Source organism: Fodinicola feengrottensis, assembly GCF_010993775.1.
GTDB lineage: Bacteria > Actinomycetota > Actinomycetes > Mycobacteriales > HKI-0501 > Fodinicola > Fodinicola feengrottensis.
The window spans coordinates 25,464-48,920 of the sequence record NZ_WOTO01000054.1 but is presented as its reverse complement, the minus strand read 5'-3'; the positions used below and the strand labels follow the sequence as shown (position 1 = coordinate 48,920).

General features: G+C 67.3%; 17 protein-coding genes and 8 pseudogenes. 7 read left to right on the top strand and 18 right to left on the bottom strand.

The features are described 5' to 3' along the window. Nucleotides 1-73 precede the first annotated feature (73 nt). Entirely contained in the window at nucleotides 74-901 is an 828-nt protein-coding gene (locus GNX96_RS37140; RefSeq protein ID WP_163572459.1) for an oxygenase MpaB family protein, read from the top strand. Between the two features lie 2 nt (nucleotides 902-903). Here GNX96_RS37140 and GNX96_RS65835 read toward each other — a convergent pair. After that, nucleotides 904-1,543 (bottom strand): annotated as a pseudogene (locus GNX96_RS65835) (class I SAM-dependent methyltransferase). 230 nt (nucleotides 1,544-1,773) lie between these two features. Between GNX96_RS65835 and GNX96_RS37130 the strand changes: the two are divergent. Continuing rightward, a complete protein-coding gene (locus GNX96_RS37130; protein ID WP_163572458.1) occupies nucleotides 1,774-2,322 on the top strand; it encodes a hypothetical protein in 549 nt (182 codons plus the stop codon). Here GNX96_RS37130 and GNX96_RS37125 read toward each other — a convergent pair. The 6 genes and pseudogenes from GNX96_RS37125 to aroC form a co-directional block, all read right to left on the bottom strand. Next, nucleotides 2,319-3,407, bottom strand: coding sequence for an APC family permease (locus GNX96_RS37125; protein ID WP_279582456.1), 1,089 nt, complete (start codon nucleotides 3,405-3,407; stop codon nucleotides 2,319-2,321). The genes GNX96_RS37130 and GNX96_RS37125 overlap by 4 nt on opposite strands. A gap of 297 nt (nucleotides 3,408-3,704) precedes the next feature. Next, nucleotides 3,705-3,887: an alpha/beta fold hydrolase gene (locus GNX96_RS58075; protein WP_279582455.1), complete on the bottom strand. Its 183-nt coding sequence runs from the start codon at nucleotides 3,885-3,887 to the stop codon at nucleotides 3,705-3,707. After that, nucleotides 3,872-4,594 carry a proline iminopeptidase-family hydrolase gene (locus tag GNX96_RS37120; protein WP_279582454.1) on the bottom strand — a complete coding sequence of 241 codons (723 nt, stop codon included), beginning with the start codon at nucleotides 4,592-4,594 and terminating at the stop codon, nucleotides 3,872-3,874. Before GNX96_RS37120 ends, GNX96_RS58075 begins: the two co-directional genes overlap by 16 nt. A 77-nt stretch (nucleotides 4,595-4,671) precedes the next feature. Further along, nucleotides 4,672-5,758: pseudogene (gene aroB, locus GNX96_RS37115) on the bottom strand (3-dehydroquinate synthase). Between the two features lie 54 nt (nucleotides 5,759-5,812). Further along, a pseudogene (locus tag GNX96_RS58070) lies at nucleotides 5,813-6,211 on the bottom strand (shikimate kinase); the annotation flags it as partial. 29 nt (nucleotides 6,212-6,240) lie between these two features. Beyond that, a pseudogene (gene aroC / locus GNX96_RS37110) lies at nucleotides 6,241-7,420 on the bottom strand (chorismate synthase). An 80-nt stretch (nucleotides 7,421-7,500) separates the two neighbouring features. Between aroC and GNX96_RS37105 the strand changes: the two are divergent. From GNX96_RS37105 to GNX96_RS37090, 5 genes and pseudogenes are all read left to right on the top strand, one after another. After that, nucleotides 7,501-8,339, top strand: a pseudogene (locus tag GNX96_RS37105) (phosphoribosylaminoimidazolesuccinocarboxamide synthase). Between the two features lie 608 nt (nucleotides 8,340-8,947). Then, nucleotides 8,948-9,598: an amidohydrolase family protein gene (locus tag GNX96_RS58065; RefSeq protein ID WP_279582453.1), complete on the top strand. Its 651-nt coding sequence runs from the start codon at nucleotides 8,948-8,950 to the stop codon at nucleotides 9,596-9,598. After that, nucleotides 9,595-10,161 (top strand): annotated as a pseudogene (locus GNX96_RS65830) (M20/M25/M40 family metallo-hydrolase); the annotation flags it as partial. The gene GNX96_RS58065 and the pseudogene GNX96_RS65830, both read left to right, overlap by 4 nt. A 124-nt stretch (nucleotides 10,162-10,285) precedes the next feature. Further along, on the top strand, nucleotides 10,286-10,768 hold the full coding sequence (locus GNX96_RS58055) for a peptidase dimerization domain-containing protein (RefSeq protein WP_279582451.1): 483 nt from the start codon (nucleotides 10,286-10,288) through the stop codon (nucleotides 10,766-10,768). A gap of 16 nt (nucleotides 10,769-10,784) precedes the next feature. Continuing rightward, a complete protein-coding gene (locus GNX96_RS37090; protein ID WP_163572457.1) occupies nucleotides 10,785-12,212 on the top strand; it encodes a type I glutamate--ammonia ligase in 1,428 nt (475 codons plus the stop codon). A gap of 544 nt (nucleotides 12,213-12,756) precedes the next feature. Here GNX96_RS37090 and GNX96_RS37085 read toward each other — a convergent pair. From GNX96_RS37085 to GNX96_RS58040, 11 genes and pseudogenes are all read right to left on the bottom strand, one after another. Further along, nucleotides 12,757-13,371, bottom strand: a complete 615-nt coding sequence (locus tag GNX96_RS37085; RefSeq protein WP_163572456.1) for a prepilin peptidase — start codon at nucleotides 13,369-13,371, stop codon at nucleotides 12,757-12,759. A 186-nt stretch (nucleotides 13,372-13,557) separates the two neighbouring features. Then, complete coding sequence (locus tag GNX96_RS37080) at nucleotides 13,558-14,364, bottom strand: shikimate dehydrogenase (RefSeq protein ID WP_163572455.1); 807 nt, start codon at nucleotides 14,362-14,364, stop codon at nucleotides 13,558-13,560. After that, entirely contained in the window at nucleotides 14,365-15,534 is a 1,170-nt protein-coding gene (mltG, locus tag GNX96_RS37075; RefSeq protein WP_163572454.1) for an endolytic transglycosylase MltG, read from the bottom strand. Next, entirely contained in the window at nucleotides 15,531-16,040 is a 510-nt protein-coding gene (ruvX, locus tag GNX96_RS37070; protein WP_279582450.1) for a Holliday junction resolvase RuvX, read from the bottom strand. The genes mltG and ruvX overlap by 4 nt, the downstream gene beginning before the upstream one ends. Nucleotides 16,041-16,080: 40 nt before the next feature. Next, nucleotides 16,081-18,757: pseudogene (alaS, locus tag GNX96_RS65825) on the bottom strand (alanine--tRNA ligase). After that, nucleotides 18,757-19,035 carry a hypothetical protein gene (locus GNX96_RS37060; RefSeq protein ID WP_163572453.1) on the bottom strand — a complete coding sequence of 93 codons (279 nt, stop codon included), beginning with the start codon at nucleotides 19,033-19,035 and terminating at the stop codon, nucleotides 18,757-18,759. Before GNX96_RS37060 ends, alaS begins: the two are co-directional and overlap by 1 nt. Nucleotides 19,036-19,070: 35 nt before the next feature. Beyond that, nucleotides 19,071-19,529 carry a DUF948 domain-containing protein gene (locus GNX96_RS37055; protein ID WP_279582449.1) on the bottom strand — a complete coding sequence of 153 codons (459 nt, stop codon included), beginning with the start codon at nucleotides 19,527-19,529 and terminating at the stop codon, nucleotides 19,071-19,073. 123 nt (nucleotides 19,530-19,652) lie between these two features. Further along, nucleotides 19,653-20,992, bottom strand: a pseudogene (locus GNX96_RS37050) (replication-associated recombination protein A). 9 nt (nucleotides 20,993-21,001) lie between these two features. Beyond that, a complete protein-coding gene (locus tag GNX96_RS58050) occupies nucleotides 21,002-21,217 on the bottom strand; it encodes a VOC family protein (RefSeq protein WP_279582459.1) in 216 nt (71 codons plus the stop codon). Beyond that, nucleotides 21,186-21,386 (bottom strand): VOC family protein, encoded by a 201-nt coding sequence (locus GNX96_RS58045; protein WP_279582448.1) that lies wholly within the window; start codon nucleotides 21,384-21,386, stop codon nucleotides 21,186-21,188. Before GNX96_RS58045 ends, GNX96_RS58050 begins: the two co-directional genes overlap by 32 nt. Before the next feature lie 1,004 nt (nucleotides 21,387-22,390). Beyond that, the gene (locus GNX96_RS58040) at nucleotides 22,391-23,455 is read right to left on the bottom strand and encodes an N-acetylmuramoyl-L-alanine amidase (RefSeq protein ID WP_279582447.1); all 1,065 of its coding nucleotides are present in this window, start codon (nucleotides 23,453-23,455) and stop codon (nucleotides 22,391-22,393) included. Between the last annotated feature and the right edge of the window lie 2 nt (nucleotides 23,456-23,457).

Here is a 23,457-nt window from a genome sequence, read left to right as displayed (position 1 = left end):
GACATCTTGACAGATCGTCTTGGCCAGCGTTGCATATCTGAGTACGTGTGTGCGCAGATTGGGAGGCCCACCGATGACCACGGCCATCAAGCCCAGGGTCCGGCTCGACGACCTGCTGATCGGCGCCGGCCTGATCGGCGGCGGCGCGAACGTGATCATGCAGCTGGCACTGCCTCCGGTCGGCCACGGCGTGTCCGAGAGCAAGGTCGAGAGCGGTCAGCTCTTCCGCCACCCGATCAAGCGGTCCAGGACCACGAACACGTATCTTTCGGTCGCACTGCTCGGAACCCCAGCAGAAAAGAAGGCCTTCACCCGGGCCGTCAACCGGTCGCACGCGAAGGTCCGCTCGGACGCGAACAGCCCCGTCGCGTACAACGCCTTCGATCCCGACCTGCAACTGTGGGTCGCCGCCTGCCTGTGGCGTGGCTTCGAGGACGCGTACCACTTCTTCGGCAAGCGGCCGCTCACCGATGAGGAGTGGGAGCACCTCTACCAGGAGGCGGCGACACTGGGCACCACGCTGCAGGTCCCGCCGCAGCGCTGGCCGGCCGACCGCGCGGCCTTCGAGGACTACTGGAAAGCCGGGATGGAGCGGATCTCGATCGACGACAGGGTCCGGGGCTATCTGTACGACGTGGTGATGCTGCGGTTCCTGCCACGAATGATCAGCGCACCTTTGGGGCCAGTGAACAAATTCTTCACCATCGGCTTCCTGCCTCCGCAGTTCCGCACCGAAATGCGGATGTCGTGGAGTACGCGCGATCAGCGCCGGTTCGACAGGGCGGTGCGCGCCATCGCGGCCATTGCCCGCAGTCTGCCGACGCCGATCCGCAAGTTTCCTTTCAACACGTACATGTGGGACGTACGACGGCGCATCCGGACCGGCCAGCCGCTGGTCTGAGGTCAGCGCAACCGGCGCATCCGCAACACGTTGTCCTCGCGCGTACCCGGCTGGCCCGTCCGGCCCTGGCATGTCATGCCCGACCACATCCTCGAGCTCCACTTTCCAGCTGTTCGGGTCAAAACCCAATGATTCCATCAGCTCAGCCGTGCTGGGCAGCCGCACCGGCGGCGGATTTTCCACCCATGCCGGGAATCCCGCGTGCCCGACAATCAACAGCACACCACCGGGCGCGACCGCTTCGGCGGCCCGGCGCAGCGTCTTCACCCGATTCTGGTCGAGCCCGACCGGCGAGTGGAAGAACTGCGCGGACACCAGGTCGAACAAACCTTCCGGAAAAGACTGGGAAAGATCCCAGCGTTCCCAGGTGATGCCCGGCACGCCGGCGTCCGCCGCTCGTACGACCGCGCGCTTCAAGGCAGTCTCGGAGATGTCGACAGCGGTCACCTGCCAGCCGCGCTGGGCGAGCCAGATCGCGTCGGCGCCTTCCGCGCAGCCCAGATCCAGCGCCCGGCCAGCCGACAGCGACTCGACCTCGCGGACCAGCAGCGGATTTGGTTTCCCACTCCAGACTTGTTCCTTTTCCTGGTAGAACGCCTCCCAGAACTCGCTCTCGGAAGCGGCTGGAACTGTGTCGGTCATGATTCGTCTCCTGTGGTCATTGGTACGGCGCGCACACTATGCACACCACCGCTACGAGACCGCAAGTATTGTTGCTGGTTTGGCAAGTCCTCGCCCGCTTGACCGTTCTTGGCGCTTCACTGGTCGAAGCATTGACGAAACTGGGCCCATCCAGTTAGCGTGCGGCCAACCCGGAAATCGATTCCCGGCACCTCGCGACCGATTTGTTTTAGCGCTAAGAAGGGACTCCCATGTTCAGCTCCCCCGTCCGCCTGGCCGGCGCAGCCCTGCTCGCTTTCGCCGCACTCGCCGCCGGCCCATCCCCGGCCTCGGCGGCCACCGGCACCAGCACCGAGGGCGAGACCCTGGTCGCTGGTGCCACTCTGTTCCAGGCCACCGCCCAAGTGCAGAGCGGCGCTACCTGGTCCGGCGACAAACAGCTGCTGATGAAGGTGACTTCCGGCCAGACCCAGGGCATGGTGTCCAACACCGTGGCCCTGCCCTCGGACCAGGCAGCCTCGTACCATGTCACTGCGCTGCTCACGACCGGGCCGAACTACGGCGTCGTCGAGCTGCAGTTCGGCGGCCACGGCGGCAACTATTTCGACGCGTACTCCGCCAAAGTCGCCGTCAAGACCGTCGAGTTCACCAACGTGGTGATCTTTCCCAGCGGGAGCGCAACGACACTTTCCCTTTATGTCGGCTCTAAAAAAAACCGCGTCAAGCGGCTACTCCGCCGGCCTGGACAAGGTCACCCTCGACCTGACCAGCTAGCCGTCTTCTGCCAACCGAGGGGTTAGGGAGAATCCTCCAGGGTCAGCTCCGGCGTACGGCCGCGGAGCCATTGGACGACGGCGATCACCACCCCGACCACCATCCACGCCAGGCCGCCGAGTTTGGCATTCAGGTCCGCGTTGATGAGCACGTAGCCGACGATCACGAAACCCAGCAACGGCATCACCAGATGCAGCCACCAGTTCCGGCTGCGCTGACGTACCAGAAAGTGGTACGCGACCGATACGTTCAGCAGCAGAAACGAAAACAGCGCACCGAAGTTGACCAGCGACGTCAGCAGCGCCACCTGGCTGACCGCGACCAGCCCAAGAACCAGCGAGATCCCGCCGACCAGCAGCACAGCCCGCTCCGGGACCTTGCGGCGAGGATTCACGTGCGCCAGAAAGCGGAAAAGTCGACCGTCCCGGGCCATGCTGAAGAGCAGCCGCGAGGTGGCCGCCTGCGCCACCAAGGAGTTGGCCACCGCTGATGCCAACGCCGACGCCACCGCGACGGTGACCATCAGCCAGGCGCCGCCGGCGATCCTTGCCACGTCGTAAAACGCCGTGTTTGTCTTGTCTCCGTCAGGAAAAGAGGTAAGCGTTGGTACGAGCAGACTGGCCACATACGTCTGCACGATGAAAAGCACCGCGACCGCGATCAACGAGACGACCGTCGCCCGGCCGACCACTCGGCGGTCCCCGTCGCGGACCTCCTCGGACAGGGTCGAAATCGCGTCGAAGCCGAGGAAACTCAGCACCGCGATCGACAGCGCCCCAAAAATCACCCCGGGCGTGACGAACTCCGGCCGCAGGAACGGCTGGAGCGAGAAGTGCGCGCCATTCGTCCCTCGCGAGATCGCGATGATCCCGACGACCACGAAGATGGCCAGCACGATCAACTCGGCGACCAGGAAGATCCGGTTCAGTCGTGCGGTCGACTCAATGCCCAGATAGTTCACCACAGTGTTGAAGACGACAAAAACGACGATCCACACCCACTGCGGCACCCGCACCAACGGCCCCAGAGCCGCGGCGCCGATCACGTACAACAGCGTCGGCACCAGGATGTAGTCGAGCAGGATCGCCCAGCCAGCGAAAAACCCGACCACCGGATGCAGCCCGCGCGACACGTACGAATAAAACCGAGCCGGCGACCGGGAACGCTCGTGACATCTCCCGGTAGCTGAACGCGGTGAAGATCATCGCGACCATGCCGATCAGGTACGTCAGCGGCACCATTCCCTTGGAGCCGTTGAAAACCACCCCGAAAATCGAGAAGGGCGCGATCGGCACCATGAAGACCAGGCCGTAGATCACCAGGTCGCGCAGCCGGAGTGAGCGCTTCAACTCCTGGTGATAACCGAATTCCTCGAGTGCCCGCTCGCCGTCCGAGGTGGTCATCGCGGTCAGTCGTTCTCGGCCAGGAAGGCGGCCACCAGCTCCATGTACGGCTCTCGTTCCTCGACGTGTGGCATGTGGCTGGAGTTTTCGAAAATCTTCCAGCTTACGTCCGGGATCCGGTCCGCGTACGGCTGCACCGCGGCTGGAGTCGCCTCGTCGTAGCGGCCGGAGATCAGCTGGGTGGGCACCGAAACCTGGTCGAGTCTGTCCACAATGGACCACCCCTTGAGCGTGCCGACGACGTGGAACTCGGTCGGTCGCCGTTCATGGTGTGGTAGACGGTCGGATCGTCTTCGATGGCAGCGAAAGTCCGCGCCACGTAGTCCGGCCACGGGACCCGGCAGACATGCCGGTCATAGAAAACGCGAGTCGCGGCTTCGTATTCAGCTGAGTCGGTCGTGCCAGCCTCTTCGTGAGAGGTCAGCGTTTTCTGTACGTCCGCTGGCAACTCGGCGCGCAGGCCGTTGGCGGCCGCCAGCCACAGCTGCATCGACGCCGGCGAGTTCGCGATGATCAGCGATTTCAGTCCGGCCGGCCGGCGTACCGCATGTTCGGCGGCCAGCATCCCGCCCCACGACTGCCCGAGGACGTGATAACTGTCCGAGATCTTGAGAAAACCGAGCAGCTGGTCCAGCTCGCGCAGGAACAGGTCGACGGTCCAGAACCCGGCGCCGACCTCGGGCAGATGCGTCGACTTTCCGTTGCCGATCTGGTCGTAGTGGATGACCGCGCGGCCGCTCTGCGCGATATCGGCGATCGAGTCCACGTAGTCGTGCGTGCACCCTGGGCCGCCATGCAGCACGACCAGCGGCGCAAGCGCACTGTTGATGTCGCCCGTCACCCGATACCAGGTGGCGTACCCGTCCCATTCCATGATTCCCTCAGCCACCGGCATACCGTAAGCCTCTTCCTGTTTCGTTCGAATTTCGAAGAGATCGGCATCACGGTAAAACGGTTGGCGACGGACCGCCACTACTCGCAGATGGCGGCGTACGCCTCGCTGAGCATCTCGCGCGGCGGGTCGGCCAGCACGCCGGGTTGGGCGAGGCCGTCGAGCACGATGAACCGCAACACCGAGCCGCGCGCCTTCTTGTCGACGCGCATGGCGGCGAGCAGGTCCGGCCAGGCCTGCGCCGGGTACGAGGTGGGCAGCCCGAGCTGTCGCAGCACACAGGTGTGCCGCGCGGCGGTGGCCTCGTCGAGGCGGCCGGCGAGCCGGCCCAGCTCGGCCGCATACACCAGCCCAACGCTGACCGCCGCACCGTGCCGCCAGCGATAGTGCTCGCGTTTCTCGATCGCGTGCGCGAGCGTGTGGCCGTAGTTCAGGATCTCCCGAAGACCGGATTCGCGCAGGTCAGCGGAAACCACGTCGGCCTTCATCTGAATTGATCGGCGGATCAGCTCGGCCAGCACCTCGCCGCCCGGGTCGATCGCGGCGGCCACATCGGTCTCGATCAGCCGCAGGATCTCCGGATCGGCGATGAACCCGGCTTTGACGATCTCCGCCATGCCCGGCACGAGTTCTTCGCGCGGCAGCGTGTAAAGCATCCGCAGATCGCACAGCACCGCGCGGGGCGGATAGAAAGCGCCAACCAGGTTCTTTCCAGCGTCGATGTTCACGCCCGTTTTCCCACCGACGGCCGCGTCGACCATGCCGAGCAACGTCGTCGGTACGTGCACGACCGGGACGCCTCGCAACCAACTGGCGGCCACGAAACCGGCCAGGTCGGTGACCGCGCCGCCACCGAAACCAACCACCGCGTCGGTACGCGTGAAGGCGTGTTTTTCCCAGCGTGTCCCAGCATTCGCCAGCCGTCGCGACGGTCTTGGCGGCCTCGCCGTCCGGCACCTCGATCGGTACGACCACAAGCCCAGCGGCCGTCAGCGACTCCACCACCGTACCCACCTGGCGGGCCAGCGTCGGCGGATGCAGCACGGCGACTTTGGCCGCCTTGCTGAGAAAACCGGGCAGCTCGGAGAGCACGCCACGGCCGATGACGACCTCGTACGGCCGCTCGCCGCGCACGCCGATCCGGACTGGCGGCAGCGCACCGGCGATCGCGTCGACGACCTCGACCGGATAGCTGCCGCTGGTGTCCACAGTGGACGACGCGACCCCGGTGTAGAGCGGCTCCCGCTCTTGCATCAGCACCCGCAGCCGGCCACGCGGATTGCCCAACAGCATCGGCCGGGACACCCCCCGAGCCCGACTCTTTTCACGGCATCGCCCAGGGAAACCTTGAGAGATAGAGACCTTGTGACCGGCCAGCGCGGCGCGGTTTTCCTCCGCCAGCACCGATCCGCCGCCGAGCGCCAGCACGCCGTCGTGCTCGGCAAGCGCGGTCAGCAGCGCTTGCGTCTCCCTCTTGCGAAAGGCTTCCTCGCCATCGTCGACGAAGATGTCCGAGATCGGCTTTCCAGCGCTGGCAACGATATCCGCGTCGATGTCCCGGAAACTCACCCCGTACCGACGGGCCAGCAGCGGTCCGACCGTGCTCTTTCCAGAGCCCATCGGCCCGACCAGCACCACCCGCGGAGCCATTATCGAACCGCCAGCGTGTCCAGGTACGACTGGACGTTGCGGGTGGTCTCGGCGACCGAGTCGCCGCCGAATTTCTCCGTCACCGCGTCCGCGAGCACCAGCGCCACCATCGACTCGGCGACCACCGCGCAGGCCGGCACGGCCGTCACGTCGCTGCGCTGGTTGATGGCCTGCGCCGCCTCGCCGGTGCGCACGTCGATGGTCCGCAGCCGCTTGGGCACCGTCGAGATCGGCTTCATGGCGGCTCGTACGCGCAAAACCTCACCCGTGGTGATGCCGCCTTCGGTGCCACCGGCCCGATCGGTGACCCGTCTTACGCCCTCTTCGGTGTTGACGATCTCGTCGTGCGCCTCAGAACCACGCACCGACGCCTGGTGGAAAGCGTCCCCGATCTCGACGCCCTTGACCGCCTGAATGCCCATGATCGCGGCCGCCAACCGGGAATCCAGCCGGCGATCCCAGTGCACGTGACTTCCGAGGCCCGGCGGCACGCTCCAGGCCAGCACCTCGACGACCCCGCCGAGGGTGTCACCGGCCTTCTTGGTGGCCTCGACCTCGACGACGATCGCGGCGGAGGTCTCCGGGTCGGCGCACCGGACGGGATCGGCGTCGATCCGGTCGCGGTCCGCCGGCTTGGGCCGGATGCCGTCGGGCACCCGCACCGACCCCATCTGCACCACATGGCTGACGATCTCGATGCCGGTGGTCTGGGCGCAGGAACGCCTGCGCCACCGTGCCGAGCGCGACCCGGGCCGCGGTTTCCCGGGCGCTCGCCCGCTCCAGCACCGGCCGGACCTCGTCGAACCCGTACTTCTGCAGGCCAGCGAGGTCGGCGTGGCCGGGCCGCGGCTGGGTCAGCGGCGCGTTGCGGGCGAGGCCCTCCAGGATCTCCGGCGAGACCGGGTCGGTGGCCATCACCTGCTCCCACTTGGGCCACTCGGTGTTGCCGACCTCGATCGCGACCGGGCTGCCGATGCTCAGGCCGTGCCGGAACCCGCCGATGACGGTGACCTGGTCCTTTTCGAACGCCATCCGGGCACCGCGGCCGTACCCGAGCCGCCGGCGGGCCAGCTGGAGCTGGATGTCCTCGGTGGTCACCCGGACGCCGGCCGGCAGGCCCTCCAGCACCGCCACCAGCGCGCGGCCGTGCGATTCCCCTGCGGTCAGCCATCGAAGCATGTCACAAGTCTGTCACCTGCCGTTCAGCCCGCACGTGCTGACCTCATACGATCAGGTGCACATCGACCTGGGGACATCTGTTGAAGCATCTCTACAGCGGCAAGATCCGCGATCTGTACGAGGACCACACGGCGGCGACCTGCTGCTGGTCGCGAGCGACAAGGTCAGTGTCTACGACGTGGTGCTGCCGACCTCCATCCCGGACAAGGGCAAGCTGCTCACCCAGCTGTCCCTGTGGTGGTTCGACCAGCTCGCCGGGGTCCTCCCGAACCACGTCCTGTCGGCCACCGACGTGCCGCCGGAGTGGACTGGCCGGGCGGTCCGCTGCCAGCAGCTGGAGATGGTACGAGTCGAGTGCATCGCCCGCGGCTACCTGACCGGGCTCGGGCTGAAGGAGTACGAGAAGGACGGCACCGTGTCCGGGCTGGCGCTGCCGCCCGGCCTCAGTGAGGCTTCCCGGCTGCCGGAGCCGATCTTCACGCCGACCACCAAGGCGGACGTGGGCCACGACGAGTTCATCACGTACGACGACGTGGTCAGTCAGCTCGGCGCGGAGCTGAGCGAGCAGCTGCGGGACAAGACGCTGGAGATCTACCGGCGCGGCGCGGAGGTGGCGCTGCAAAAAGGCATCATCATCGCCGACACCAAGATCGAGTTCGGGCTCGACAAGGAGGGCCAGCTGATCCTCGCGGACGAGGTGCTGACGCCAGACTCGTCGAGGTTCTGGTACGCCGATCGCTGGCAGCCAGGCGGCCAGCAGGAAGCGTTGGACAAGCAGTTCGTCCGCGACTGGTCGTCCACGCTCACCGACTGGGACCGCACGTACCCGGGCCCCGAGATCCCCGCCGACGTGGTCGCCCAGACCCGCGCCCGCTACGTAGAAGCGTACGAAAAACTGACCGGCCGCCGCTGGTCTTAGCAACAGGCCCGACGTCGAGTGCAGGACAAAACCCCACACTCGATGCCGAGTGCGGGATAAAGTCCCGCACTCGACGAAAGCTCTCTCGGGGCTTCTTGCACGTGCACAGGGGGCGGCGGGGCAAGATGTGAGCGTGACCACGAACGAGCTGACTGAGCAGGTCATGGGCATGCCGCTCATCGACCACCACTGTCACGGGGTGACCACCGGCGAACTCGACCGGGAGGCCTTCGAACTGCTGGCCACCGAGTCGGACTGGCCGGCGCCGGCCGGCACCTCGGTTTTCGACAGCCCGTTCGGCATCACCGTACGAGCCGAGTGCGCGCCGCTGCTCGATCTGTCCCGGCACGCGAGCGCGCCGGACTACCTCGCCCGCAGGGCCGAACTCGGCGCGCAGGAAGTCACTTCCCGACTGCTCAAACACACCGGTATTTCCACTTATCTGGTGGAAACCGGCTACCGCGCCGACGAGATCCTGGGTCCGGACCAGCTGGCCGCGGCGGCCGGCGCCCGGTCGGAGGCGGTGGTACGGCTGGAAAGTGTCGGAGAGCAGGTGGCCGCGACCGGGGTCACCGCCGGCCTCTACGGCGACGAGGTCGCCGCCGAGGGTGACCCGCCAGCTGGAGACCGCCGTCGGCGCGAAGAGCATCGCCGCGTACCGCGTCGGCCTCGACCTGGACCCGGCCCGGCCGACGCACGTCGAGGTGGCCCGGGCCGCCTCGGAGTGGTTGCGGCCGCAGGCCCGCCGGCTGGACCATCCGGTGCTGATCCGGCACCTGCTGTGGACCGCGATAGACGCCGGCAAGCCGATCCAGCTGCACACCGGCCACGGCGATTCCGATGCCGTGCTGCACCGCAGCAACCCGAGCCTGCTCACCGGCTTTCTTCAGGCGACCAGGGAAACCGGCGTACCGATCCTCCTGCTGCATTGCTACCCCTACTTGCGCGAGGCCGGTTGCCTGGCGCAGATCTATCCGCATGTGTACGTCGACAACGGGCTCGGCGTGAACTACACCGGCCCGGGCGCGACCGCGGTCATCCGCGAGTCGATGGAGATGACCCCGTTCTCCAAGCTGCTCTTCTCATCCGACGCCTTCGGGCTGCCGGAGCTGTACGCGTGCGGCGCACTGTTGTGGCGGCGTGGCACCGCCGCGGTCCTGAACGAGTGGGTGGCCGCGGACGCGATCTCTTCTTCTGACGCGCTCCGCTATGCCGAGCTCATCGCGCATGGCAACGCCGAGCGCGTGTACGGCCTGTGAGTCTGGCCGCCGACTGGACGACCGCGCTGCTCGCCGAGTTGCCGTACGCGCAGGACCTGCGTCGGAAGGTGCACGCGGAGCCGCGCACCGGCGGGTACGAGCAACCGACGGCGGCGCTGGTCGCGGCGGCGATCGGGCAACCGGACGCGCCGGCGGTGGCCGAGGGCCGGATCATCCGAATCGGGCCGGCGGACGGTCCGGCCATCGCCGTACGAGCCGAGTTGGACGCTTTGCCGATTGTCGAGCGGACCGGGGTGCCGTGGGCATCGGCGAATGGCGCGATGCACGCGTGCGGCCACGACGTACATCTGGCTGCCCTGACCGCGCTCGCCCGATCTGCCCGAACCCTGGACCTGCCGGTCGCCATGCTGGCCCTGCTGCAACCGCGGGAGGAGAGTTTTCCTCTCGGCGCCAAGGATTTCGTCGAGTCCGCGGAGCTGGCCCGGCATGACGTAAGAGCCGTCATCGGCGCACACGTACAGCCTCGGATTCCGGTCGGCGAGGTAGCCGCGACGCCCGGCCCGGTGAACGCTTCCTTCGACGACGTGGCCATCACGGTGTCCGGCCGCGGCGGCCATGCCGCTTACCCGCAGGACGCTCGCGACCCGATCGTGGCCGCCGCCGCGATCGATCGTGCTGGCGCTCCAGCAAGTCGTCTCCCGACGTACCGATCCGCTGGCCCCGACGGTGCTCACCATCGGCGCGATCCACGCCGGCCAGGCGTCGAACGTCATCCCGGAGACGGCGTCGCTGCTCGCGTCGCTGCGGACCTACAGCGAGGCGGAGCGGGTCCGCCTACTGGACCTGATCGGGACGATCGCGGCCCACACCGCGCTCGCGTACGGCTGCACGGCCGTTACCGAGGCGTCGCTCGGCGAGCCCGTACTGGACAACGACCCGGCACTAACCGAGGCGGTGTGGGCTCAACTCAGCCCCCAGGGACTGACCCTGTCGGCTCCCCTGCGGTCCTGCGGGTCGGACGACTTTTCGTTTTACAGTGCGCTTTTCCCAGCTCTGATGATGTTCGTCGGGGTGCGTACGGCCGGCAGCTTCGAGCAGCAGCCGAGCCTGCACTCCGCGCTTTTCCTGCCCGGCGACGACGCCGTCGAGCGGGTCGCGAGGGCGATGCTGGCCGGATTTCTGGGCGCCTGCTCGTTGGTGATTGACTAGTCACGGAGGACTGCGCATGAGTGAGGCGGCGATCAAGCGGCTGCGGGACCAGGGCCTGCGGCTGTTGGCGACCACTTTCGTCTGCAACGCCGGGGTCGTGCGGACCAAGGCCGTGCCCGCCGGGCGGCTGGAAAGCCTCGCGGCCAACGGTGTCGGGATGTCGCCGGTGATGGCCGTGATGGCGGTCGACGGCGGCATCACGTCCGGCGGCGGCTACGGCGGGCCGGTGGGCGACATGCGGCTCTTCCCGGACTGGGACGCGGCCGTCGTGCTCGACCCGGTGACCGGCCTCGGGTGGGCACCGGTGGACCAGCTCTCGCAGGAACTGGAGCCGATGTCGTGCTGCTCCCGGTCCGCTCTTCGCCGGGTAGCGCAGGCGGCGACCGCCGACTACCAGATGGCCTTCGAGATCGAGTTCACCGTTTTTGACGGCGGGGTGGTCGCGCACCACGGCCCGGCGTACGGCGCGGTGCCGCTTTTCGAGTTGGACGAGCTGTGCGTCGACATCGTCGAGGCGCTGGACCGGGTCGGCGTCGCGGTCGACCAGATCCACCCGGAATACGGCCCCGGCCAGCTGGAACTCTCCGTCGCACCGGCCGCGCCGATCGCCGCGGTGGACCGCTATGTGCTGACCCGGCTGGTCATTCGTCGCGTCGCACAGGAGCACGGGCTCACCGTGTCGTACGCACCGCTGACCGTCCCGGACTCCGTCGGCAACGGCGCCCACCTGCATTTTTCCCCGTGGCGGGACGGAAAGAACCTGTTCGGCGGCGGCACCGGCCAGCATGGCCTGACCGTCGACGGCGAGCACCTGATCGCCGGGGTGGTGGAAGGGCTGGCCGAGGCGATCGCCCTGCTCGCCTCCGGCGCGCTCAGCTATGAGCGGCTGTTGCCGAGCCGGTGGGCCGCGCCGTGGGCCACCTGGGGTCTGGAAAACCGCGAATCGGCCGTGCGATTGGTCCAGGGCACCAAAACCGCCCGCCCGAATTCGGCCAACGCCGAGGTCAAGGTCGTCGACGGTGCCGCCAACCCGTACTTGGCCGCCGCCGCGGTGATCGCCCTCGCCGAGCGCGGCCTCGCCCAGAAAACCCCGCTGCCGGAGCCGGTGACGGCCGACCCCGCGTCCCTGTCCGACGCCGAACGCACCCAACGCGGCATCCGACGGCTCCCCGCCGACCTCGGCAACCGCCCTGGACGCCCTCCAGTTTTCCAGCTTCTTCAGCGAAACCCTCTCCCCCGACCTGCTCGGCTCGTTCGTCGCCGTCCGTCGCTACGAACACGAGACGTACGGCGGCCAACCCGTCGCCGACCGCATCCGCGCCCTGCGCTGGAGCTACTAGGTGTACTGGCGTTCGTACGCCGCCACCGGCCCCGGCCATGTGCAAGGGCTGTGCCCGCCGACGGGGAGAACGAACCAGGCACCGTTTTGTCGGTGCTGTCGTGAACGCTCAGTTTCGGGGGTGCCTGTTTTTGGGGCTGGAGTGGCTGGTGTGACGTGTGTGGGTTTCGGTAAGAGCTGATGTCTCTGATTGTGGCCGTCGCGACTGTACGTGTGGAGATTGCGGCCCGGCGGTCACTGTCCGCTGTTTCCGTTGTTGATCTTGGTTAGTTGGTCTACCCGAAGCGGACATATCGAATGAATGTCTGTTTTGGGTAGACCAACTAACCAAGATCAACACAGGGCTTCCCGGAATATGAGACAACAGGCATCTTGAGTCGGCAGTGATTCCCACTCCGTGGACTCGGATCTGGTCAGGTGCATTCCATGGTTACTGGAGTGGCTGAGGTGACTGATTCTCGCGCCCGGTCACCGGATTTTGAGTATATACCCGGACGGCTATGTCCGATCGTGACGTTGTCCATTCGACCGCCCCCAACGGCCAACAATGTCACAATCGGACATACCCCTGGCAGGTATAGGGCAGGTCGACGCTAACAGGGCGTGACGTACAGGGCGTGACGCACTCGCGAACTAACGGCCCAGACCACTAAGAGACGAGGAAAGCGGTGACCGTGCCGGCGATCATGAAGGGGCCGAAGGGGATGCGGGTCTTGCGGCCGGCCCGGCCGGCGACCAGCAGGATGCCGCTGATCAGCCCGCCATAGACGAATCCGAGGACCAGGCCGGCCAGCACCGGTGGCCAGCCGAGCCAGCCCAGCGCGAGGCCGAGGACTCCGGACAGCTTCACGTCGCCGAGGCCCATCCCGCCGACGAGCCAGAGAAGTCCATAAACAGCAAGGAAAATGCCAGCCCCGACGAACGCGCGGGCCAGCGACCCCCAGTCCTGACGGAAAATCTCCGCGACGACCAAGCCGAGCCCGACCACCGCGTACGCCGGGAGGGTGAGCATATTCGGCAGCCGGCGGACAGCCAGGTCCACAATGGACAAAGCGACCCCGACTGCGATCACGAAGCAGGCCAACAAAAGCTCGACGCTCAGGCCGAGCCGCCAACCGGCGAGGCCGAACAGCACCGCCGTCGACAACTCCGGCAGCCGCCACCGCAGCAGCCACTCTGGCATGTCGGCCGTACGCACGATGGCGAATCGACCCAGCCAGCCGGCCACCAGACCGCACAGTCCACAGAGGACAGACACGAGCATCGGGACAGCCTAGTACTACAGGGCTACTCAAGCGGCGATAGCCGAGCCCAAGCCTCTCATCCGCATGAGTAGCCCTGCAGTACTAGTGGCCGCCGAGTGGCTAATGGGGTGGTTTGTCCGAATCGGATGAGAGCTGCCCCCGAAAACGAGTCTTCCGGGTGGGGGCGACAGAAATGCGGACAGGAATCAGCGGGACTGGAGGGCGGCCCGCATGGCGGCGAGGGGGCCGGGGTGGCCGGTCATCAGGGTGACCTGGTGGACGGCCTGGTGCAGCAGGAGGTCGAGGCCGGACAGCACGACGCTGCCGGTTTTCTGAGCGGCCAGTGCGAAAGGTGTGGGCCACGGCTCGTACAGCACGTCCATCACCACGCCGCCGGGCGCGACGGCCACCTCGGCGAGCGCTGGGGCGGCGGACTTGGGCACGGTGCAGACGACCAGGTCGGCGGCCAGCCCGTCCGGGAGCGACGCCCACGGGCGTACGTCCAGCATCACCCCGACCCGCTCGGCGGTACGCGTCACGTCCATCGCCCGCGCGAGGTCGCGTACGTACACGCCGACCGAAGTGCACCCCAGCGCCGCCGGCAGCGCGGCGACCGCGGCCTGGGCGGTACCACCGGCGCCCAACACGGCGGCCGACGCGAACGGCCGGTCGGCTACTTCTCGTACGGCGTCAATGATGCCGGCCACGTCGGTGTTGTCGGCGTACCAGCCGCCGTCGCGCGGCACCAGCGTGTTCGCGGCCCCGACCGCGGCGGCCCGCTCCGACACCGCCGTCGCGAGCCGCAGCCCCTCGCGCTTGAGCGGCATCGTCAGCGACAGCCCGGCCCACTCCGGACCCAGGCCCGCCAGCAGCGGCGCGAGGCCGGCCTCGTCGCACTCGACCCGGTCGTAGTGCCAGCCGGCCAACCCGAGCGCCTGGTAAGCCGCGTTGTGCAGCACCGGCGACAGGGAATGCCTTACGGGCGAACCAAAAACGGCACAGCGCCACGACACTTACAGAACGCCGTTCTGCCTGGCGAGCTGCTTGTTGCGCTCGTGCTCGGCGTTCGTCGTCGCGAACCCGGAGTGCCCGGCCTTATCCTTATCGATCTTGACAAAGAAAATCCAGGTGCCCGGCGTCGGGTTCACCGCCGCGTTCAGCGCGTCCAGGTCCGGGTTGCCGATCGGCGTCGGCGGCAACCCCTTGTGCGCGTACGTGCTGTACGGGTCGTTGGCGTCCTTCAACTCGGCCGTGGTCAGTTCGGCGTTACGCGGCACTCCGCGAATCTCCCGGCTGTAGATGGTGGTGGCATCGGACTGCAGCAGGCCGTTGGTGCCGGCGGCCGGGTTCAGCCGGTTGTAGAAAACCCGGGCGATCTTCCCGTAGTCGCTCGGGATGCCCTCGCCCACCACCAGGGACGCGACGATCAAGGCGTCGTACGGATTCTTGCCCATCGCCTGAGCCTTCGTGATGAACCCGTTGCCATTCATCTTCTTGAGGCTCTGGGTGATCATCATCTTCAACGCGGCGGTCGCGTCGTCCTTGGGCTGCAGCGTGTACGTGTCGGGGTAGAGGAAGCCCTCCACCTTGCCCTTCGCCCAGTCCGGGAGCCCAATCGCCGAAGCGTTGTTGGCGGCCGCGGTCAACTGGTCGACGGTGATCCTGGTGGTCTTCGCGACCGACGCGAACGCCTGCTTCGCCGTCATGCCCGGCGTCACGGTGAAGGTGAGCTGGACGCGACTGGACGGGTCGAGCAGCAGCGCCAGCGCGAGCGCGGCGCTCATGTGCGACTTCAGCTGGTACGTGCCCGGCTGCAGCGACGTCGACCGGGTGTCCGCCTCGGCCGCGTTGGTGAACGCGCGGGTGCTCTTGACGACGCCCTTGGCGACCAGCGTGTCGCCGACCTGGCGCAGCGTCTGGCCCTGCGCGATCTGGATGGTCACCTGGCCGGTGCCGCCGCCGTCGTAGTCCGCGCCGTGGATCAGCGTGTTCACCAAACTGCCGGCATAGACCAATCCCCCGCCGAGGACCACCAGGACACTGACGACCACCAGCGCGGTGATCAGGTTGCGGTGCCGGCCAGGCGGCCGACGGTGCTTGGACTGCCGGCCCGCGCGGTCGTGGCGCGTCGTAGTCCGGCACGCTGTCCTGGCCACCGAAGGGCAGGCCGACGAGATCCTCACTCATCTCCCGGCTCCCCGTTCGCGCGCGCTGCCTCGGCGCGGCGAGTATCCAGCCATGTCTGCAGGATGATCACCGCCGCCGCCTGGTCGATGACTGCACGCTGTCGCTGTCCCCGTACGCCACGAGAAGACAGCGTACGGGTAGCAGACACGGTCGACAGCCTTTCATCCACCAAGTCGACATTAACGGGCGCCACCAGACTCGCCAGTTCGGCCGCGTACGAGCGTGCCGCCGCGGCCGCCGGCCCCTCCTCGCCGGACAGGCTGCGAGGCAGCCCGACGATCACCTGGACGGCCTCGTGCTCGGCCACCAGCGCGGTCAGTTGGCGCAGGTCCGTGCCATCGTCGGCGCGGCTGAGAGTGACCAGCGGAGTGGCCAACAGACCATCGCGGTCACTGAGCGCCACGCCAACCCGTACGGATCCCCCGTCAACGCCAAGGCGAACCCCACCGGCCGGCACCGCCACGGCCTTGCGCCTGGGTTTGCGGCGCGATCCGCCGGTCACCTCCGGCACCCTCAGGCCGCTCTCCCCGCCACGGCCCGGCTCACGCCTTGCCTCCGGCCTCGCCCACCAGCTTGCGCAGGCTGTCCAGAACCGGCCGCACCTGGTCGGCCGGCACGCCGCCGCCCTGGGCCATGTCCGCGTTGCCGCCGCCCTTACCGCCCAGCGCGGACCGTACGAGCTCAGCTGCGGACAGACCGCTGCGCACGCCGGCCTTGGTCACCGCGACGACCAGCGAAGCCTTGTCGCCGGCCGCGCCAGCGACCGCCACCACGCCCGGGTGGTCGGCCGCGAGCCGGCCACGGACCTCCTGGGCCAGCTTGCGTACGTCCCCGCCACCGGTGCCCTCGGGCACCTCGGTGCCGACGTACGCGACTCCGGACAGGTCCTCGGCGTTGGCAGCGAGCGCACCGGCGCTGGAAAGCACCGCGTCCGCCCGCATCTTGGCCAGCTCCTTCTCGGCGTCCCGCAGCCGCGTCACCATCGACGAGATCCGGTCGGCGACGGTGTCCCGTGGCGTCTTGAGGATCTCGGTCAGCTGGCTGACCAGGTCACGTTCCTTCGCCAGGTAGTGGAAGGCCTCGATGCCGGTCACCGCCTCGACCCGGCGGACGAGGAGCCGACCGACGACTCGCCGGTCACCACCAGCGGCCCGATCTGCGAGCTGGACTCCACGTGGGTGCCACCACAGAGCTCGATCGACCACTGCCCGGGTCCGATCCGCACGACCCGGACCTTCTCCGGGTTGTACGTCTCGCCGAACAGCGCGATCGCGCCGGCCGCACGGGCCTCCGGCAGCGGCATGTAGGTCGCGGTCACCGGCAGATCACGGCGCACGGCCAGGTTGGACACGTCCTCGATGTCGTGCCGCTCCTGCTGGCTCAGCCCGCCCTTCCAGGCGAAGTCCAGGCGCAGGTAGCCGGGCCGGTTGTACGAGCCGGACTGCAACGCGGTCGGGCCCAGGACCTGGCGAAGGGCCGCGTGCACGACGTGGGTGCCGGAATGCGCCTGGCGAGCGCCGAGGCGCCACTCCGGATCGACCTTCGCGCGTACGTCCGCATCCAGCGTCAACTCGCCGTCGACGACCCGGATCTGGTGCACGACCAGGCCCTTGAGCGGGCGCTGCACATCCAGCACCTCGGCCGAGCCGCCATCGAATTCGATGACGCCGGCGTCGGCGTTCTGACCGCCGGACTCGGCATAGAACGGGGTCCGGTCCAGGATCACCTGGACGATCTCGCCGGCGTGCGCGCGCCGGCACCGCAGCCGTGCCGTTGATCAGCGCCAGCACCTTGGAATCGGTCTCCAAGGTGCTGTAAGCCAGCCAGTCCGTCTCGCCGTGTTCGTCCAGCGCGGCGCGGAAAAGCGAGGTGTCGGCGTGGCCGGTCTTCTTCGCCCGCGCGTCCGCCCGAGAGCCCGCTCACGCTGCTCGGTCATCAGCTTGCGGAAGCCGTCCTCGTCGACCTTGAGCCCCTGCTCGGACGCCATCTCCAGGGTCAGGTCGATCGGGAAGCCGTACGTGTCGTGCAGCTTGAAGGCGTCGCCGCCGGACAGCTGCTGGCCGCCCGCTTTCTTGGTCGCCTCGACCGCGACATCCAGGATCGTCGTACCGGCCGACAAGGTGCGGCGGAACGCCTCTTCCTCGGCATACGCGATCTGGGAGATCCGGTCGAAGCCGGTGCCCAGCTCCGGGTAGGACGCCTTCATCAGGTCGCGGGAGATCGGCAGCAGCTCAGGCAGCGACGGGTCTTCGTACCCGAGCAGGCGCATCGCACGCACCGCGCGGCGCAGCAGCCGGCGCAGCACGTAGCCGCGGCCTTCGTTGCCGGGCGTCACGCCGTCGCCGATCAGCATCAGGCTGGAGCGGACGTGGTCGGAGATGACCCGCAGGTGCACGTCGTTGGTGTGGTTTTTTGCCGTACTGGCAGCCAGCGAGCTCGGCCGCCCGCTCCAGGACCGGGTAGATCTCGTCGATCTCGTACAGGTTGTCGACGCCCTGCAGCAAATACGCGACGCGCTCCAGGCCCATGCCGGTGTCGATGTTCTTCGCCGGCAGTTCGCCCAGGATCGGGTAGTCGTCCTTGCTCGTACCGTCGCCGCGCTCGTACTGCATGAAGACCAGGTTCCAGATCTCCAGGAACCGGTCCTCGTCCACCACCGGGCCACCGTCCGGGCCGAACTCGGCGCCGCGGTCGATGTAGATCTCCGAGCATGGGCCGCACGGGCCGGGAACGCCCATCGACCAGAAGTTGTCGGCCATACCGCGGCGCTGGATCCGCTGCTCGGGCAGCCCGGCGATCTTCTGCCAGAGCTGGGAAGCTTCGTCATCGTCGTGATAGACGGTCACCCAGATCCTGGCCGGGTCAAAGCCGAGGCCGCCGGCGTCCGGGCTGCCGGTGATCAGCTCCCAGGCGTTGGATCGCGCCTTCCTTGAAGTAGTCACCGAACGAGAAGTTGCCGTTCATCTGGAAAAACGTGCCATGCCGAGTGGTCTTGCCGACCTCTTCGATGTCGCCCGTACGAATGCACTTCTGCACGCTGGTCGCGCGCGGGTAGGGCGGAGTCTGCTGACCGAGGAAATACGGCTTGAACGGCACCATCCCGGCGTTCACGAAGAGCAGGTTCGGATCGTCCAGGATCAGGCTGGCGGACGCCACCTCGGTGTGGCCGCGCTGGACGAAATGGTCCAGGAACCGGCGGCGGATTTCGGCGGTGCGCATCAGCGGCGGCCACCGTACTGCGCATGACCTTCGTCAGCGAGCACATCGTCCAGGTCCGCCTCGCCGGCCAGCGCGGCGAGCAGCTCGTCCTCGCGCTCGGCCATCCCCTCGCGGACCTCCTCCACGAACTCGCGGACGCTGTCCAGCATGCCGGTCACCGACTCGCGAGCACCGTCGGCGAGTCCCTTCGGGGTGTACGACTCCGCGGTCTTGGTCAGCTTGCGCACCACCAGAGCGCCCACCACCAGACCGATCCCCAACCACAGCAGCCGCCGCATTGCCGTCCTTCTCTCTTCTGCCTCTGAAACCCTTGTTACTTCCGGCCACGCCGGGAGCGCCGGGCGGCTTTGCGCTCGGACTTGATCCGGGCCGTCGCCTCCCGCTGCAATTCTCCCTCGCGGCGGGCCACGATGGCGTGCCGGACGCCGTACGTGACGGCCGCGACCCGTACCAGCGGGCCACCGACCGTCGACGCGAACAGGGTCGTCATCGCGGCCGCGTTGGTGGTGGTCACCTGTTGGACGTTGGTGGTCATCACGTCCACCTTGATGAGCTGGCCGTTCACCCCCACCAGGGTCTCATTGACACCGTCGATCGTGGTGTTGATGTTGGCGAGCGTGGGGCCCAGGCCATCGGCGACCTGGGTCATCGCCCGGGTGGCCTGGTCGACCGTACGACCCAGCTTGAGCAACGGCACGGCGAGAACGCCGACCAACAGCAAAAAGGCGATCGCCGCGATGAGCCCAGCGACTTCACCGAACGTGATCTGCACGGGTCGTCACACCCTTTCTCCGACCTCGGCTGACCTGGGCGACCCTATCGCGCCCGGTAACACCCAGTCTCTGCGGCATCTCCCTGACACTTCGCCGCGGATCATCAAACAGTTGCCAAAGAATCAGTCTTCACCGCGGATGACCCGGCGGAGTTTGGGCAGGCGTTCGGCGATCGCCCGCTCGGCGCCCCGCTCGGTGGGCTGGTAATAGTCAGTGCCAACCAGGTCGTCGGGCGCGTACTGCTGCTCGGCCACCCCGGCGGTTTCGTTGTGGGGATACACATATCCGTCACCGTGGCCGTGTCGTTTGGCGCCGGCATAGTGGGCGTCCCGCAGCGCTGGCGGCACCGCGCCGGTCTTTCCGGCTCGTACGTCCGAGGTCGCCGCACCGATCGCCATCGTGACGGCGTTGGATTTCGGGGCGGTCGTCGCGCAATGCACGACTCCGTGCGCCAGGTTGAGCTGCGCTTCGGGAAGGCCCACCAGTTGTACGGTCTGGGCGACCGCCACCGCGGTCTGCAGCGCGGTCGGATCGGCCATCCCGATGTCCTCGCTGGCGAAAATCATCAGCCGCCGGGCGATGAATCGTGGATCCTCCCCCGCCACCAACATCCGGGCCAGCCAGTGCAGGGAAGCGTCCACATCGGACCCTCGCATGCTCTTGATGAACGCGGAAATGACGTCGTAGTGCTGGTCGCCATCCCGGTCGTACTTGACCGCCGCGGTGTCGACCGCCTTCTCCGCGACCTCCAGGTCGATCTCGGTCTTTTTCAGCGCCTGCGCCGAACCAGCGGCCGCTTCCAACGTCGTCAGCGCCCTGCGCGCGTCACCGCCGGCCAGTCGTACGAGATGGTCGCGGGCCTGGTCGCTGATCGTGACCGCACCCCGCAGACCTCGGTCATCAGTGATCGCGCGGTCGATGACGGCTTTTTTATGTCGTCGTCGGTGAGCGCTTGCAGGGTTAGCAGCAGAGACCTCGACAACAGTGGCGACACCACTGAGAACGACGGGTTCTCGGTGGTGGCGGCCATCAGGGTGACCGTACGATCCTCGACCGCGCCGAGCAGCGAATCCTGCTGGGTCTTGGAAAACCGGTGCACCTCGTCGATGAACAACACCGTCTGACGGTTGTGGAAACCGAGCTCCCGGTTGGCGGTCTCGATCACCGCCCGCACTTCCTTGACGCCCGCCGTCAACGCCGACAGCGCCTCGAACCGCCGACTGGTGGCGCGCCGACACACACCCCGTGCGATCGTCGTCTTCCCACTGCCCGGCGGTCCCCACAGGATCACCGACAGCGGCGCGTCGCCCTCCACCAACCGCCGCAGCGGCGAGCCCGGATGCAGCAGGTGCCGCTGCCCCACCAGCTCATCTAGCGTGCGCGGCCGCATTCGTACGGCCAACGGCGCCACCGCGGCCCGCGCGTCCGCGGCCGCCGAGTCGAACAAACTTTCGGGTTCCACTCCCCGAGCCTACGTGGTCCCGCCCGCACCGTCCGCCGAGTGGAACGCCGCCGGCTCCGGCGGCACAACGCCCCGCATCACGCAGAACATGGTGCCCCCCGGATCCGCCATCACCACCCACGAAACGTCCCCCTGCCCGATATCCACTCTCGTCGCCCCCAACCCGATCAGCCGCTCGACCTCGGCGGCCTGGTCACGATCTGTCGGGTTGAGGTCGAAGTGGATCCTCGGAGGCTTGTTTTTTGGCTTCTCTATTGGCGATTAGCAGGATCGTTGGTGCCGTCGGATGACCCGCAATGGCCACTCCCGTTTCGTCGCGGTCGGTGATGCGGTAGTTGAGCGCCGCTGACCAGAACGCCGCCGAGGCTTCCGGGTCCTCGCACTCGACAACCATCTCGCCAATTCTTGACGCCATGTTGTGGATTATCTCCTGTTGTCTCGGTCGACTTCCCCTGCTGTTGCGGTTTTGTGGGTGCCCGGTTTCAGGGATTAAGACCTTCTACCTCTGGAGATGGGATAGAGCAACGGGGGCTGTCTAGTTTTGTTCGTGGTCTCTGGCACTCGTTCTCTCCGTCGGCGCCGCAAGGGCTAGCACGTTGGCGTGGCCGGCGGCGGGCTTGCGTGCCGTGCCCGAGTGGTGTTTCGCCGCCGCCGGCCACGCCAACGCGCGAGGGCTACGCCCGCCGACGGAGAGAACGAGAACCAGAGCTCTGCGCTAGGCGCCCTCATAGCCGATAGTTGTGCGGTCCCTGGTCGTCGCGACTCTGCGTGTCGAGACTGCCACCCAGCGGTCACCGTCCGCAGTTTGTGTTGTTGGTCTTGGTTAGTTGGCCCGTACATAACGGACATCAGTCCGGAATGTCCTTTTCGTACGGGCCAACTAACCAAGATCAACAACTCCATCCCAACATCCGGGACAGCGACACCCTCAACAGTCACATCAGCCCCACCGGCAACGGGTCCGTTGCCGAAAATCCAGCCCTACCCACCCCACCAAACCGGACAAAAAGGGCACCGAACCAGCCAACGAATCACGCACACGGCGGAGCGTCCGTTCTCCTCGTCGGCGGGCGAAGCCCTCGCACGTTTCCTGGCTGGCGGCGGCGTACGAAGGCCGGGGCACACTACCCAAGCTCCGCCGCCGGGCCAGGAAACGTGCTAGCCCTTGCGGCGACGACGGGGAGAACGGACCCTCCGCACCCCGTACGAAAAACCAAGCACCACTCACCAAACGAGCAACCCGGGAATTCCCTCTCCTCAGAGGCAACCGCCGCTTTTGACCTTCAGCCTTTGACCTTCACTCAAAACAGGCTCAGCACATACCAGGGCCCCCTGCCGAACTCGACAGAGGGCCCTGACCAGCTAAAACAACCTACCAAACCAACCCCTACGCGGCGGTCAGTCGTACGTCGGAGGCCTTGACGAAGGCGACTCGGTGCCCCAGCTGGATCTGGTAGAACACCGTCTTCCGCGTACGACGGTGTGGTCCATCGGCAGCGAATTGTCGATTGTCTGCGCGTAGTAGTACTCCGTTGGTGCGACGCCGCCGAAGGCATACTCCTGCCCGGCCTTCAGCGTGTACTGCAGCGGAGCGACAGTGTGCGCCGGGATCGCGCTCGGATACTCGTCCGCGTTCGGGTACGCGCCGCCATAAACCGGCACCGAGGCGAGGCCTTGCTTCGGCGTCACGAGCACGGCGTGCGTCTGTACGGCGGCCGGCGCCTGGCGGCTGTCCTGGAACCAGCCTTCGAGGCCGTCGTACCAGATCGCCGTCCAGTCACCTTGACGGTCAGCGACCGAATAGATCTGGCCGGCGGCGGCTTTGTCGCCCCAGTCGCAGTTCCTGGTCGTGCCCGCGCTGCCATCCGGGTGCAGAGCTGGGTCGGAGATCAGCGGTGCGGTGGCCGACGGCGCCGTGTGCAGCTGAACCATCGACGTACCGGTGCCCGGGATCGGCACGCTCGGGCCCTGGGTCGGGTCAGGACAGGACATCAGCGGCTCGGTCCGCCGCGCCGACGGCAGGATCATGACCACGGACGAGCGGCCGTAACCCAAGCCGTGCAGCGGCGCGCCGAGCAGCTCGAAGTAGTGCTGCCAGTTCCAGTACGCGGCCGGGTCCCAGTGCATGCCCGAGACGCCACCGGCGGTCAGGCCAGGCACGTTGTCGTGGCCGTAGATGTGCTGGCGGTCCAGCGGGACGTTGAACCGGGCGGCGAGGTAGCGGACCAGCCGCGCCGACGACCGGTACATCTCCTCCGTGTACCAGGTCCCGCCGGCGTCGGCGAAGCCTTCGTGCTCGATGCCCAGCGAGTGGCTGTTGACGTACCAGTTGCCGGCGTGCCAGACCACGTTCTTGGTCGCGACCGCCTGTGTGACGTGCCCGTCCGCGGACCGGATGACGTAGTTCGAGGCGGCGTAATGCGCAGGGTCCTGGAACAGCGACAGCGTCTTCGCGTACGTCACTT

Excerpts from the sequence above, each read along its gene's own strand:
- GNX96_RS37085 (WP_163572456.1), bottom strand. The coding sequence starts at position 13,371 with ATGCTCGTGTCTGTCCTCTGTGGACTGTGCGGTCTGGTGGCCGGCTGG.
- GNX96_RS58045 (WP_279582448.1), bottom strand. The coding sequence starts at position 21,386 with ATGGTTGTCGAGTGCGAGGACCCGGAAGCCTCGGCGGCGTTCTGGTCA.
- GNX96_RS37130 (WP_163572458.1), top strand. The coding sequence starts at position 1,774 with ATGTTCAGCTCCCCCGTCCGCCTGGCCGGCGCAGCCCTGCTCGCTTTC.
- GNX96_RS37120 (WP_279582454.1), bottom strand. The coding sequence starts at position 4,594 with ATGCCGGTGGCTGAGGGAATCATGGAATGGGACGGGTACGCCACCTGG.
- GNX96_RS37060 (WP_163572453.1), bottom strand. The coding sequence starts at position 19,035 with ATGCGGCGGCTGCTGTGGTTGGGGATCGGTCTGGTGGTGGGCGCTCTG.
- GNX96_RS37140 (WP_163572459.1), top strand. The coding sequence starts at position 74 with ATGACCACGGCCATCAAGCCCAGGGTCCGGCTCGACGACCTGCTGATC.
- GNX96_RS37090 (WP_163572457.1), top strand. The coding sequence starts at position 10,785 with ATGAGTGAGGCGGCGATCAAGCGGCTGCGGGACCAGGGCCTGCGGCTG.